The sequence below is a fragment of the Plastoroseomonas arctica genome (assembly GCF_018128965.1).
GTDB classification, from domain to species: domain Bacteria; phylum Pseudomonadota; class Alphaproteobacteria; order Acetobacterales; family Acetobacteraceae; genus Plastoroseomonas; species Plastoroseomonas arctica.
On record NZ_JAAEDH010000001.1, the window covers coordinates 335,302 to 348,903 of the forward strand.

The window sequence follows — 13,602 nt, forward strand, 5'->3', positions numbered from 1 at the left end:
CGTGCCGCTCCGTGTGACCCTGCTCGGCACTGGGGCCTCCGCCGGCGTTCCCCAGATCGGCCCGATCTGGGGGGCCTGCGACCCCACCGATCCACGCAATCGGCGCACCCGCAGCGCCATCCTGGTCGAGGGCCCCGATGGCCGGCGCCTGCTGGTCGATGCCGGCCCCGACCTGCGGGCGCAGCTGCTCGCCGCCTGCGTCGGGCGGATCGACGCGCTGATGTTCACCCATCACCACGCCGACCACATCATGGGCGTGGACGAGCTGCGTGTGATCAACCGCGCGATCGGCCGCGAGCTGGAGGCGCATGCCCTCCCGGCCACGCTCGATGCCCTGCGGCGGCGCTTCGACTACGCCTTCCTCCCGCCCACGCCACCCTTCTTCTTCCGCCCCGCCCTCGTCGGCGTCCCGGTGCAGCCGGGAGAGACGGCGCATCTGGCCGGCCTCGCGGTGCGCTTCCTGTCCCAGGACCACGGCGTGATGGAGACGCTGGGCATCCGGATCGGTGATTTCGCCTATTCGACCGACCTGGTCCGAATGCCCGAGGCGACCCTGGCAGCACTTCATGGTCTCGATACCTGGGTGGTGGCATGCTTCCAGCGCGAGCCGCACCGGGTGCACGCGAGTCTGGGGCAGGTCCTGAAATGGGTGACGGAGCTGCGGCCACGGCGCGTGATTCTGACCCATATGGGCATCGACCTCGACGCCGGCTGGATGGCGGCAAACCTTCCCGCCGGGGTGGAGGCGGGGCTCGACGGGATGACGCTGGAGGTTGGTTGAGCAAGGGGCCTTCCGTGACGCCGGGGGATACCCCACATTGAACCAAGGCCGGGGGCGGGTCGTGCGAGTCCATCAGGACGCTCCCGCTCCGGCGCAGGAAAGGATTGAGTAATGCGGGACCGTGATCCGCTCGAAGTCTACAACAACACGCTCGTCCCAATGGTCGTCGAGCAGACGGCGCGCGGCGAGCGCTCATACGACATCTATTCGCGCCTGCTGAAGGAACGTATCATCTTCCTGACCGGTCAGGTGTTCGACCAGGTGGCGTCGCTAATCTGCGCCCAGCTGCTGTTCCTGGAGAGCGAGAATCCGAACAAGGACATCGCCTTCTACATCAATTCTCCCGGTGGCGTCGTGACTGCCGGGCTCGCGATGTACGACACCATGCAGTATATCCGCAGCCCGGTGAGCACGGTGTGCATCGGTCAGGCGGCGTCGATGGGCTCGCTGCTGCTCACTGCCGGCGAGAAGGGCAAGCGCTACGGCCTTCCGAACAGCCGCATCATGGTCCACCAGCCCTCGGGCGGCGCCCAGGGCCAGGCTACGGATATCGAGATCCAGGCCAAGGAAATCCTCAAGATCCGAGAGCGCCTGAACCAGATCTACCGCAAGCACACCGGCCAGGAACTCGCGGCCATCGAGGCCAAGCTCGAGCGGGACAGCTACATGTCGGCCGAGGAAGCCAAGGAATGGGGCCTCATCGATCACGTTGTCGAGCAGCGGCCGCTGACCCCAGGCGAGGTGGCGGCCAAAGGCTGAACCCGGCACGAAAGGTGCTTTGTGTTTCCCCCAGGATGAACCTGGGGCTACAGTCCCGTGACGCTCCCCCGTTTTCTGCGGGGAGCCTGGAGTGCCCATGACGAAGTCAGGCGATTCAAAAAATACCCTTTATTGCTCGTTCTGCGGCAAGTCCCAGCACGAAGTCCGGAAGCTCATCGCCGGTCCGACGGTCTTCATCTGCGACGAGTGCGTCGAGCTTTGCATGGATATCATCCGCGAAGAGCACAAGACGCAGCTCGTCAAGACGCGCGATGGGGTGCCGACGCCCAAGGAGATCTGCAAGGTTCTGGATGACTACGTCATCGGGCAGGACCACGCGAAGAAGGTGCTCTCGGTCGCGGTGCACAACCACTACAAGCGCCTTGCGCACGGTGCGAAGGGTGGCGACGTCGAGATCGCCAAGTCCAACATCATGCTGCTGGGGCCAACCGGTTCGGGCAAGACCCTGCTCGCGCAGACCCTGGCCCGCATTTTGGACGTGCCTTTCACCATGGCCGATGCGACGACCCTGACGGAGGCCGGCTATGTCGGCGAGGATGTGGAAAACATAATCCTCAAGCTGCTGCAATCCGCCGACTACAATGTGGAGCGGGCGCAGCGCGGCATCGTCTACATTGACGAGGTCGACAAGATTTCCCGCAAATCGGACAATCCCTCGATCACCCGCGACGTGAGCGGCGAGGGCGTGCAGCAGGCGCTGCTGAAGATCATGGAAGGCACCGTCGCCTCCGTGCCGCCGCAGGGCGGGCGCAAGCATCCGCAACAGGAATTTCTGCAGGTCGATACCTCGAACATCCTGTTCATCGTGGGCGGCGCCTTCTCGGGGCTCGAGAAGATCATCGGCGCGCGCGGCAAGGGCTCGGGCATCGGCTTCGGTGCCGAGGTGCGGGATCCCGAGCAGCGCCGCACCGGCGAGTTGCTGCGCGAGGTCGAGCCAGAGGATCTGCTGAAGTTTGGCCTGATCCCCGAGTTCATCGGCCGTCTGCCCGTCCTGGCAACGCTGGACGACCTCGATGAGAAGGCGCTGATCGAGATTCTCACCAAGCCGAAGAATGCCCTCGTGAAGCAGTACCAGCGCCTGTTCGAAATGGAGGGCGCCAAGCTCACCTTCACCGAGGATGCAATGAAGTCCGTCGCGGCGCGCGCCATTCAGCGCAAGACCGGCGCCCGCGGCCTGCGTTCGATCATGGAGCAGATCCTGCTGCACACCATGTTCGACCTGCCGGGGCTCGAGGATGTCGACGAGGTCGTGGTGAACAAGGAGGTGGCGGAGGGCCGTGGCCAGCCACTCTTCATCTACGGCGAACGCAAGGCCGAACAATCAAGCGCGTGATGTCCCCAACGAAGGTCGGCCTTCGGGCGGCCCTTGTTCTAACCATTTGGGCGCGCCATCTCAGCGCTCCCGCGGTGCCCGCTCCGTGCCACGCTCAACCGGCCATCCCATCGGCCGGGGGCGGGGCAGGCGCCGATCGTCCCAAGCGAGGTCCCAATGGCGGATAAACCTGTTCCCACCCTGAAGGGTGATCTTCTTCCTGTCCTGCCGTTGCGGGACATTGTCGTCTTCCCCCACATGATCGTGCCGCTCTTCGTCGGCCGAGAGAAATCCGTCCGGGCGCTCGAAGCGGTGATGAAGGAGGACAAGCAGATCCTCCTCGTCGCGCAGAAGAACGCTGCCCAGGATGATCCCGGGGCAGATGAGCTCTACGAGATCGGCACGGTGTCCACGGTGCTGCAGCTGCTCAAGCTCCCCGACGGCACGGTGAAGGTGCTGGTCGAGGGCGGCAAGCGCGCGCGCATCCTGGGCTACCGGGAGACGCAGAGCCATTTCGAGGCCTTTGTCGAATCGATCGACGATGTCGCAGTCGAAGGCCGTGAGGCCGAGGCGCTGGCACGCAGCGTGGTTGGCCAGTTCGAGCAATATGTGAAGCTCAACAAGAAGATCGCCCCCGAGGTGTTGGTCTCGATCAACCAGATCGACGACCCGCAGAAGCTGGCGGACACCATTGCGAGCCACCTGAACCTCAAGATCAGCGAGAAGCAGGAGCTGCTGGAGACCATCGGCGTCACCGCCAGGCTCGAGCGAGTCTTCGCTCATATGGAAGGCGAGATCGGCGTCCTGCAGGTCGAGAAGCGCATCCGCAACCGCGTCAAGCGGCAGATGGAGAAGACCCAGCGCGAGTACTATCTGAACGAGCAGATGAAGGCCATTCAGAAGGAACTCGGCGAGGGCGAGGACGGCAAGGACGAGGCCGCCGAGCTCGAGGCCAAGATCAAGGCCACGAAGTTCACCAAGGACGCACGCGAAAAGGCGCTGGCGGAGCTCAAGAAGCTGCGCAGCATGTCGCCCATGAGCGCCGAGGCGACGGTGGTGCGCAATTACCTCGACTGGATGCTGACCATCCCGTGGAAGAAGCGCAGCAAGGTCAAGAACGACATCGTCGAGGCCGAGGCCGTGCTCAACGCCGACCATTTCGGGCTGGAGAAGGTCAAGGAACGCATCATCGAGTACCTGGCGGTGCAGTCGCGTTCGCCCAAGATCAAGGGCCCGATCCTTTGTCTTGTGGGACCGCCCGGCGTGGGCAAGACGTCGCTCGGCAAGTCGATCGCGCGTGCGACAGGTCGCAACTTCGTCCGCATGTCGCTCGGCGGCGTGCGTGACGAGGCCGAGGTGCGTGGCCACCGCCGCACCTACATCGGCTCGATGCCCGGCAAGGTCATCCAGGGCATGAAGAAGGCGAAGACGTCGAACCCGCTTTTCCTGCTCGACGAGATCGACAAGCTCGGCGCTGATTGGCGCGGCGACCCGTCGTCCGCACTGCTGGAGGTGCTGGATCCCGAGCAGAACGGCACCTTCGCGGACCACTACCTGGAGGTCGATTACGACCTCTCGGACGTGATGTTCGTGACCACGGCGAACAGCCTGCGCATGCCGCAGCCGCTGCTCGACCGCATGGAGATCATCCGCATCCCCGGCTACACCGAGGATGAGAAGGTGCAGATCGCCAAGCGCCACCTGATCAAGAAGCAGTCCGAGGCGAACGGTCTCAAGGAAGGCGAGTGGAGCCTGTCCGACGAGGCGCTGCTGGACCTCGTCCGCTACTACACGCGTGAGGCCGGTGTGCGCAGCCTGGAGCGGGAGATCGCGGGCCTGGCGCGGAAATGCGTGAAGGAGATCGTCTCCAAGCAGGCGAAGAAGGTCGCGATCACGCGCAAGAACCTCGAGAAGTTCGCCGGCGTCCGCAAGCACCGCTACGGTGAGGCCGAGGCCGAGGATATGGTGGGCGTTGTCACCGGCCTCGCCTGGACCGAGGTCGGCGGCGAGATCCTGACGATCGAAAGCGTTCTTCTGCCCGGCAAGGGCAATGTGAAGACGACTGGCAAGCTCGGCGACGTCATGCAGGAGAGCGTGTCCGCGGCACTCTCCTACGTCCGCAGCCGCTCCATCACCTTCGGCATCAAGCCCACGGTGTTCGAGAAGCGGGACATCCACGTGCACGTGCCCGAAGGGGCGACGCCGAAGGATGGACCCTCGGCTGGTGTCGCGATGGCGACGTCGATCGTGTCCGTGCTCACCGGTATCCCGGTGCGCAAGGATATCGCGATGACCGGCGAGATCACGCTGCGCGGCCGCGTGCTGCCGATCGGCGGGCTGAAGGAGAAGCTGCTCGCTGCACTGCGCGCCGGGATCAAGACGGTGTTCATTCCGAAGGACAACGAGAAGGACCTGGCTGACATCCCGGACAATGTGAAGAAGGTCCTGGAGATCATCGCCGTCAGCCACGCTGACGAGGTGATCAACAAGGCCCTGGCCCGCAAGCCCGAGGCGATCACCTGGGAAGAGCCGCCCGAGACGCCGGCCGCACGCGCAACGGACGAGCCTGCGGGGACCGTGCGCCCGCATTGAGACGAAAGCGGGGGAGAAATCCCCCGCTTCCGCTCCGATGTTTCTTGCTTTTTCGCGACGCCGCGCGCCCAAGCCTTCGCGCGTGGAGGCTCGGTCGTATACACGCGCCCCGTCAGTTGACGCCCTCGATTCGCCCTGCCAAAAAACCGCTCGCGCAGGGGAGCTTCGCTCGTGAACAAGGCCGATCTCATCACTGCTGTCGCCGAAGCCGGCGATCTCCCCAAGGTCAAGGCGGGCGAGCTGGTCGACGCGGTCTTCGCGGCCATCACGAATGCCCTGAAGCAGCGTGAGGAAGTGCGACTGGTGGGATTCGGCAGCTTCGCCATCTCCAAGCGCAAGGGCGGCATTGGCCGGAACCCGCGCACCGGCGAGGATATTACCGTCCCCGAGACCACCACAGTGCGTTTCAAGGCCGGCAAAATGCTGAAGGAAGCTGTGGGCGCTTAGCTCAGCTGGTAGAGCGCCTGCTTTACACGCAGGATGTCGGCGGTTCGAACCCGTCAGCGCCCATTGACTTGGTCTCCCGCGGGACGTATTTCGCCGCGACGCAGTTTGCGGGTGTAGCTCAGTTGGTTAGAGCGCCGGCCTGTCACGCCGGAGGTCGCGGGTTCGAGCCCCGTCACTCGCGCCACGCGCTGCAATCGCCCAGTGTCGGGCGCCAGAGATCAGCCTCTGCATGGCGACTTCGTGAAACCTGAATTCCAAAGTGCGGCGACCCCTGTGAAATCCATAGGCAGGGTGCGGCGGGCTATGGCAACGGTCGCGGTGCGCGGCTATGGTCCGCGCAATGCTGCGCTGCGAAGTCACCGCACCGCAGCGCGCAAAGGCCGTACCTGAATGCCGCAGCCCACCCTCCTCGCTGGATACTTCCCCATCCTGGTGTTCCTCGGCATTGCGGCCGGAATCGCCATCGCGATGGTTGGCGGCTCGATCCTGGCGGCGCGGCAGAAGCCGGATGCGGAAAAGCTCTCGACCTATGAGTGCGGCTTCGAGCCCTTCGACGACACGCGCCGGCGCTTCGACGTGCGGTTCTACCTGGTTGCGATCCTGTTCATCATTTTTGATCTCGAAGTGGCGTTCCTGTTCCCCTGGGCGGTTTCGCTCGGCGAGATCGGGTGGCTCGGCTTCCTCTCGATGATGGGCTTCCTTGGCGTGCTGACGGTTGGGTTCATCTATGAATGGCGCAAGGGTGCGCTGGACTGGGAATGACGCCATGAGCGGCTCCACCGACATCGCCTGGAACAAGAATGCGCTCCCACCTGGGGCCGCGCAGGACGCCGTCGTGAAGGGCGTCACCGACGAGATCGACGAGAAGGGTTTCGTCATTGCCAATATCGACAAGGTGGTGAACTGGGCGCGCACCGGCTCGCTCTGGCCGATGACCTTCGGCCTCGCCTGCTGCGCGGTGCCGATGATCCACGCCTATATGGCGCGCTACGACCTGGATCGCTTCGGCGCCATCCCGCGCGGGTCGCCGCGGCAGTCTGACGTGATGATCGTGGCCGGCACGCTGACCAACAAGATGGCTCCCGCCCTGCGCAAGGTCTACGACCAGATGGCCGAGCCGCGTTGGGTGATCTCCATGGGCAGCTGCGCCAATGGCGGCGGTTATTACCACTACAGCTACTCGGTCGTGCGCGGCTGCGATCGGATCGTGCCGGTCGATGTCTACGTGCCGGGCTGCCCGCCGACGGCGGAGGCGCTGGTCTACGGGATCCTGCAGCTGCAGAAGAAAATCCGCCGCACGGGGAGCATTCTTCGTGGCTGAGGACATCATCGAAGCGCCGGCGCCGAACCCGCTGCTGGGCTTGGGCGAAAGCATCATGGCCGCGGCCGCTGGCGCGGTGACCGCCGTCTCGCTCGCGCGCGGTGGTGCGGAGTTGGTGCTGCATGCCGACCGCACGCGCTGGGCGCCGCTGCACGGTCTGCTGCGCGACGGCTTCGCCTTCGAGCAACTGATGGATCTCTGCGGCACCGATTTCCCGGCTCGGGCCGAGCGGTTCGAGGTGGTGACCAACCTGCTCTCGCTGTCGCTGAACCGCCGCGTCCGGGTGATCTGCACCACCGATGGCGATCAGCCGGTGCCCTCGCTCTCCGCCCTCTGGCCGGTCGCAGTTTGGTATGAGCGCGAGTGCTGGGACATGTACGGCGTGGTCTTCGCGGGCCTGGCCGATATGCGCCGCCTGCTCACCGATTACGGCTTTGAGGGCCATCCGCTGCGCAAGGATTTCCCGCTCACCGGCCATGTCGAGCTGCGCTACGACGAGGCTCGCAAGCAGGTGGTCTATGAGCCCGTGCAGCTCGCCCAGGATTTCCGGAACTTCGATTTCATGAGCCCCTGGGAAGCGATGACCACTCTGCCCGGCGACGAGAAGGTTCACCTCATCCGCGAGGAGCGCGCGAAGATCGAGCGCGCGGAACCCGCCAAGCCCGAGCTCCCGCGATGAGCAGCATCCTTCCCTACGTGCCGGCGGACGAGGGAGCGCCGCTGCTGAGCGGCGAAGACGCCACGCACACCATCAATTTCGGCCCTCAGCACCCCGCGGCGCACGGCGTGCTGCGCCTGATCCTGGAATTGAAGGGCGAGGTCGTCGAGCGCGCAGACCCGCATATCGGGCTGTTGCATCGCGGCACCGAGAAGCTGATCGAGTACAAGACGTACATCCAGGCGCTGCCCTACATGGACCGCCTCGACTACGTCTCGCCCATGTGTATGGAGCACAGTTTTGCCATCGCGACCGAGCGCCTGCTCGGCATCGAAGGCGAGGTGCCGGAGCGCGGCAAATGGCTGCGCACACTGTTCGCCGAACTCACCCGCGTGCTGAACCACCTGCTCAACGTGACCACCTATGCCCTCGATTGCGGCGCCATCACCCCCGCGCTCTGGGGCTTCGAACAGCGCGAGAAGCTGCTAGAATTCTACGAGGCCGCGGGCGGCAGCCATTACCACGTAAACTACTTCCGCCCCGGCGGCGTGGCGAAGGATATTCCGCCCGAGACCATGGCGCGGATCGGCGACTGGATGCGCCAATTTCCCGCCTTCCTCGACGATCTCGAAGGCCTGCTGACGGACAACCGCATCTTCAAGCAGCGCACCGTCGATATCGGCGTGATGACCGCCGAGCAGGCCATCGCCTGGGGGTTTTCCGGCCCCTGCCTGCGCGCTTCGGGGTGTGCATGGGACCTGCGCAAGTCGCAGCCCTACGACATGTACGACCGCGTGGAATTCGACGTGCCGGTCGGCGTCCAGGGTGATTGCTACGACCGATATCTGGTGCGGATGATGGAGATGCGGCAGTCGCTGCGCATCATCGAGCAGTGCCTCAACGCGATCCGGCCGGGGCCGGTGAAGATCGCCGACAACAAGATCACGCCGCCGTCGCGCTCGGACATGAAGCGCTCGATGGAAAGCCTCATCCACCACTTCAAGCTCTACACCGAGGGCTACCACGTGCCCGAGGGTTCGACCTACGCCGCGACCGAGGCGCCCAAGGGCGAGTTTGGCATCTACATGGTCGCCGACGGCACCAACAAACCCTATCGCTGCAAGATCCGGGCACCTGGCTATGCGCATCTGCAGGCGATGGAAGTGCTCTCCAAGGGGCATATGCTGGCCGATGCGGTCGCGATCATCGGCTCGCTCGACATCGTCTTCGGGGAGATCGACCGATGACCGAACCCGACAGCTTCGCCTTCGACGAGGCCAGTGAGACCGAGGTCCAGAGATTCATTGCGCGCTATCCCGAAGGCAAGCAGGCGAGCGCGGTGATCCCGCTGCTCTATGTCGTGCAGCGCCAGATGGGCCGGGCGACCGGCAGCGCCTGGGTGCCGCGTGTCGCGATGGACGTGGTCGCCTCGCGCCTGGCCATGCCGCCGATCCGCGTCTATGAGGTCGCGACCTTCTACTTCATGTTCAACATGAAGCCGATCGGCCGCTACCACCTGCAGGTCTGCGGCACCACGCCGTGCTGGCTGCGCGGCTCGGACGACGTGCTGCGCGCCTGCAAGGATGCGGGCGGGCTCAAGGGCTATGGCGACACCAGCGCGGACGGGCTGTTCACGCTGACGGAGGTCGAGTGCCTGGGCGGGTGCGTCAACGCCCCGATCCTCGCCATCGACGACGACTACCACGAGGACCTGACCTATGAGGCGACCGTGGCGCTGATCGAGAAGCTGAAGCGCGGCGAGCGCCCGGAGCCCGGCAGCGCGATCGGCCGCCAGACGAGCGCGCCCATCGGCGGCCCGCTGACATTGACGGAAGGGGCCGAGTAATGGCGCTCCAGGACAAGGACCGGATCTTCACCAATCTCTACGGCGTCCAGCACTGGGGCCTGGAGGCGGCGCGCAAGCGCGGCAATTGGGACGGCACAGCCGGCATCATCGCCAAGGGCCGCGACTGGATCATCGAGGAGATGAAGAATTCCGGCCTCCGCGGTCGCGGCGGGGCAGGGTTTCCGACGGGCATGAAGTGGTCCTTCATGCCCAAGCAGGCCTCCGAGCGTCCGCACTACCTGGTGGTGAACGCCGATGAATCCGAGCCCGGCACCTGCAAGGACCGCGACATCATCCGCCACGATCCGCACACGCTGATCGAGGGCTGCCTCATCGCCGGTGTCGCGATGGGCGCGCATGCCGGCTACATCTACATCCGCGGCGAATACTACAACGAGAGCGTGGTCCTCGAAGCCGCGATCGCCGAGGCCTATGAGGCCGGGCTGCTCGGCGCCAACGCCGCCGGCGGGGGTTGGGACTTCGACCTCTACGTCCATCGTGGGGCAGGGGCCTACATCTGCGGCGAAGAGACGGCGCTGATCGAAAGCCTCGAGGGCAAGAAGGGCATGCCGCGCCTGAAGCCGCCCTTCCCGGCGGCGGTGGGCCTCTATGGCTGCCCGACCACGGTCAACAATGTCGAAACCATCGCCGTCGTGCCGACCATTCTGCGCCGTGGTGCCGCGTGGTTCGCCGGTTTTGGCCGCCCGAAAAACAGCGGTACCAAGGTCTTCTGCATCCAGGGCCACGTGGAAAAGCCCTGCAATGTCGAGGAGGAGATGTCGATCCCGCTGCGCGAGCTCATCGAGCGTCACGCCGGCGGCGTTCGTGGCGGGTGGGACAACCTGCTTTGCGTCATCCCCGGCGGCAGCTCCACGCCGCTCATCCCGAAATCGGTCTGCGACGACGTGCTGATGGATTTCGACGCACTGCGCGAGCAGCGCACCGGGCTGGGCACCGCGGCCGTCATCGTGATGGACAAGTCGACCGACCTCATCAAGGCGATCGCGCGTCTGGCCGCCTTCTACAAGCATGAGAGCTGCGGACAGTGCACGCCGTGCCGCGAGGGGATGGGCTGGCAGAAGCGGATGATGGACCGCATGGTCGAAGGCCGTGCCGATGTCGCCGAGATCGACCTGCTGGAAAACGTCACCCGCCGCATCGAGGGCCACACCATCTGCGCGCTCGCCGATGGCGGCGTCTGGCCGGTGCAGGGACTGATCCGCCACTTCCGCCCGATGATGGAAGAGCGCATCGCGGCCTACAAATCCCGCACGCTGCCGCTGGCGGCCGAGTGACGGCGATGAAGGTCCGCGACGTAACCGACACCATCGACGCCAATGACGCGATGCTGATGGGCAGCCACTTCCAGAACGTGAACCTCGTCGAGACCCGCTTCGAACAGTTCAACCTTTCTCGCGCCCATTTCGAGGATGGCACCATGCCGGGCGTCACCTTCACCAACGCGAACATCGCCGGTGCCGGCTTCGACAACGTGAACCTGCAAGGGGCGACCATCCGCAACGCCAACCTCACCGGCCTGTCCATCGCCGACAGCAACCTCGGCAGCATGCGCGTCGAGGGTGTGTTGGTGAGCGAGATGCTCACGCGGTTCAATCTCTCCCGCGCCCATCCCGAGGACGGCACCCCGCCCGTCACCAATTTCATCAACGCCAACCTGGCCGGCGCCGGTTTCGACAATGTGAGCCTGGTCGGCGCGACCATCCGCAACGCCAACCTGACCGGCGTCACCATCGCTGACAGCAATATGAGCGGCATGCTGGTCGAAGGCGTGCTGGTGAGCGAGATGCTCGCCCTTTGGAAGAAGGAGCACGGCTGATGGCCAAGCTCAGCGTCAACGGCATCGAGGTCGAAGTCCCCAACGGCGCCTCCGTCATCCAGGCCTGCGAGGCTGCCGGCGTGGAGATCCCGCGCTTTTGCTATCACGAGCGCCTCTCCGTCGCCGGAAATTGCCGCATGTGCCTGGTCGAGGTGGAGAAGGCGCCGAAGCCGGTCGCCTCCTGCGCTTATCCCGTCGCCGAGGGCATGAAGGTCTTCACCGACACGCCGATGGTGCGCAATGCGCGCCGCGGCGTGATGGAATTCCTGCTCATCAACCACCCGCTGGATTGCCCGATCTGCGACCAGGGCGGCGAGTGCGACCTGCAGGACCAGGCCGTGGGATACGGCATGGACGGATCGCGCTACACCGAAGAAAAGCGCGCGGTGAAGGACAAGTATGTCGGCCCGCTGATCAAGACGATCATGACGCGCTGCATCCAGTGCACCCGCTGCGTGCGCTTCGCCGCCGAGGTCGCCGGCACGCCGGAATTGGGCGGCACCAACCGCGGCGAGAACATGGAAATCGGCACCTATGTCGAGAAGGCGCTGACTTCCGAACTTTCCGGTAACCTCATCGACATCTGCCCGGTGGGCGCGCTGACCTCGCGGCCCTATGCGTTCGTCTCGCGGCCATGGGAGCTGCGCAAGACCGACAGCATCGACGTGCAGGACGCGACGGGCACAGCCACGCGCATCGACAGCCGCGGCCCGGAAGTGCTGCGCATCTTGCCCCGCGTGAACGAGGCGGTGAACGAGGAATGGATGGCCGATCGCGGCCGCTTCTCCTTCGATGGACTCAAGCGGAAGCGCCTGGACCGGCCGTGGATCAGGCGCGGCGGCAAGCTGACGCCGGCCACCTGGCCGGAAGCCTTCGCGGCCATCGCGGCGAAGCTGGATGCGACCGCGCCCGAGCGCATCGGCGCCATCGCCGGCGACTTGTCGGATGCGGAGAGCACGCTCGCGCTGCGCGACCTGATGCGCGCCTATGGCGCGGTTCACCTCGATTGCCGGCAGGATGGCGCGGCCATCGATGCGACGCGTGGCGACTTCTTCCGTTTCAACAGCTCGATCGCCGGCATTGACGAGGCGGATGCTATCCTGCTCATCGGCACCGACCTGCGCCGCGAGTCGCCGGTGATCAATGCCCGTGTCCGCAAGCGCTGGACGCAGGGTGGCGTCGCCATCGCCTATGTTGGCCCGCCGACCGACCTCACCTATCCCGCGCAGCATCTGGGCGATACGCCCGCTGCGATGGAGGGCTTTGCCGAAGCGCTCGGTGCGGCCAAGCGGCCGATGATCATCCTCGGGCGTGGCGCGCTGGCACGGGCCGATGGTGCGGCCATCCTCGCCGCAGCCTGGGCGCTCGCGAAGGAGTCCGGCGCGCTGACGCCGGAGTGGCATGGCTTCAACCTTCTGCACCTCTTTGGTGGTCAGGTCGGCGCGCTGGAACTCGGCTTCGTCCAGGGCAAGACGCTGGGCGCGATGATGGGCGGCGAGGTGGACGCGCTCTGGCTGCTCGGCGCCGATGGCTTTGATCCGGCGCGCATCGGTTCGGAGACCTTCGTCATCTACCAGGGCCACCACGGCGACCGCGCCGCGGCGCGCGCAGATGTCATCCTGCCCGGCGCCGCCTACACCGAGAAGGACGCCACCTACGTCAACACCGAGGGCCGCGCACAGCGTGCCTTCCGTGCCATCCACCCGCCCGGCGAGGCGCGTGAGGACTGGCGCATCCTGCGCGCCTTCAGCGAGGGCGTTGGCAAGACGCTGCCATACGATACGATCGACGCGGTGCGCGCGGCGCTCGCCGTGGCGGCACCCTGCTTCGCTGCCATCGACGCGCTGCCGGCGCCAGGCTGCACCGACACGGCCGGTCCGTCGGCAGAGGCTCCGCTCAGCGATTCGGCGTTCGTCTACCCCTTGGCGAGCTACCACCTGGCGGACCAGATCGCGCGCGCTTCCGAGGTGATGGCCGAATGCGCCAGCATCTATGGCGGCGCCGCGCCCCGACTGGCGGCGGAATAGG

Annotated in this window: 13 protein-coding genes and 2 tRNA genes; all 15 read left to right on the plus strand. The window is 65.5% G+C overall.

Annotation, left to right across the window (positions count from 1 at the left end; translation table 11 throughout):
* Position 1: 1 nt before the first annotated feature.
* The 15 genes from GXW79_RS01600 (at position 2) to nuoG (ending at position 13,601) form a co-directional block, all read left to right on the plus strand.
* A complete protein-coding gene (locus tag GXW79_RS01600; RefSeq protein ID WP_367614774.1) occupies positions 2-781 on the plus strand; it encodes an MBL fold metallo-hydrolase in 780 nt (259 codons plus the stop codon).
* A gap of 111 nt (positions 782-892) precedes the next feature.
* On the plus strand, positions 893-1,540 hold the full coding sequence (gene clpP, locus GXW79_RS01605) for an ATP-dependent Clp endopeptidase proteolytic subunit ClpP (RefSeq protein WP_211872453.1): 648 nt from the start codon (positions 893-895) through the stop codon (positions 1,538-1,540).
* 97 nt (positions 1,541-1,637) lie between these two features.
* On the plus strand, positions 1,638-2,894 hold the full coding sequence (clpX, locus tag GXW79_RS01610) for an ATP-dependent Clp protease ATP-binding subunit ClpX (protein ID WP_211872454.1): 1,257 nt from the start codon (positions 1,638-1,640) through the stop codon (positions 2,892-2,894).
* Between the two features lie 156 nt (positions 2,895-3,050).
* Positions 3,051-5,465, plus strand: a complete 2,415-nt coding sequence (gene lon, locus GXW79_RS01615) for an endopeptidase La (protein WP_211872455.1) — start codon at positions 3,051-3,053, stop codon at positions 5,463-5,465.
* 171 nt (positions 5,466-5,636) lie between these two features.
* Entirely contained in the window at positions 5,637-5,912 is a 276-nt protein-coding gene (locus tag GXW79_RS01620; protein WP_211872456.1) for an HU family DNA-binding protein, read from the plus strand.
* Positions 5,903-5,975: transfer RNA gene (locus GXW79_RS01625), tRNA-Val, on the plus strand. The genes GXW79_RS01620 and GXW79_RS01625 overlap by 10 nt, the downstream gene beginning before the upstream one ends.
* A gap of 44 nt (positions 5,976-6,019) precedes the next feature.
* Positions 6,020-6,096 (plus strand) — tRNA-Asp (locus GXW79_RS01630).
* A 206-nt stretch (positions 6,097-6,302) separates the two neighbouring features.
* Complete coding sequence (locus tag GXW79_RS01635) at positions 6,303-6,674, plus strand: NADH-quinone oxidoreductase subunit A (RefSeq protein WP_211872457.1); 372 nt, start codon at positions 6,303-6,305, stop codon at positions 6,672-6,674.
* A 4-nt stretch (positions 6,675-6,678) separates the two neighbouring features.
* Complete coding sequence (locus GXW79_RS01640) at positions 6,679-7,233, plus strand: NuoB/complex I 20 kDa subunit family protein (protein WP_211872458.1); 555 nt, start codon at positions 6,679-6,681, stop codon at positions 7,231-7,233.
* Positions 7,226-7,912 carry an NADH-quinone oxidoreductase subunit C gene (locus GXW79_RS01645; protein WP_367614775.1) on the plus strand — a complete coding sequence of 229 codons (687 nt, stop codon included), beginning with the start codon at positions 7,226-7,228 and terminating at the stop codon, positions 7,910-7,912. Before GXW79_RS01640 ends, GXW79_RS01645 begins: the two co-directional genes overlap by 8 nt.
* The gene (locus GXW79_RS01650; protein WP_211872460.1) at positions 7,909-9,138 is read left to right on the plus strand and encodes an NADH-quinone oxidoreductase subunit D; all 1,230 of its coding nucleotides are present in this window, start codon (positions 7,909-7,911) and stop codon (positions 9,136-9,138) included. The genes GXW79_RS01645 and GXW79_RS01650 overlap by 4 nt, the downstream gene beginning before the upstream one ends.
* Positions 9,135-9,737, plus strand: coding sequence for a complex I 24 kDa subunit family protein (locus GXW79_RS01655; RefSeq protein ID WP_211872461.1), 603 nt, complete (start codon positions 9,135-9,137; stop codon positions 9,735-9,737). Before GXW79_RS01650 ends, GXW79_RS01655 begins: the two co-directional genes overlap by 4 nt.
* Positions 9,737-11,032, plus strand: a complete 1,296-nt coding sequence (gene nuoF, locus GXW79_RS01660) for an NADH-quinone oxidoreductase subunit NuoF (RefSeq protein ID WP_211872462.1) — start codon at positions 9,737-9,739, stop codon at positions 11,030-11,032. The genes GXW79_RS01655 and nuoF overlap by 1 nt, the downstream gene beginning before the upstream one ends.
* Positions 11,033-11,037: 5 nt before the next feature.
* Positions 11,038-11,574: a pentapeptide repeat-containing protein gene (locus GXW79_RS01665; RefSeq protein ID WP_211872463.1), complete on the plus strand. Its 537-nt coding sequence runs from the start codon at positions 11,038-11,040 to the stop codon at positions 11,572-11,574.
* The gene (gene nuoG / locus GXW79_RS01670; protein ID WP_211872464.1) at positions 11,574-13,601 is read left to right on the plus strand and encodes an NADH-quinone oxidoreductase subunit NuoG; all 2,028 of its coding nucleotides are present in this window, start codon (positions 11,574-11,576) and stop codon (positions 13,599-13,601) included. The genes GXW79_RS01665 and nuoG overlap by 1 nt, the downstream gene beginning before the upstream one ends.
* Position 13,602: the final 1 nt, after the last annotated feature.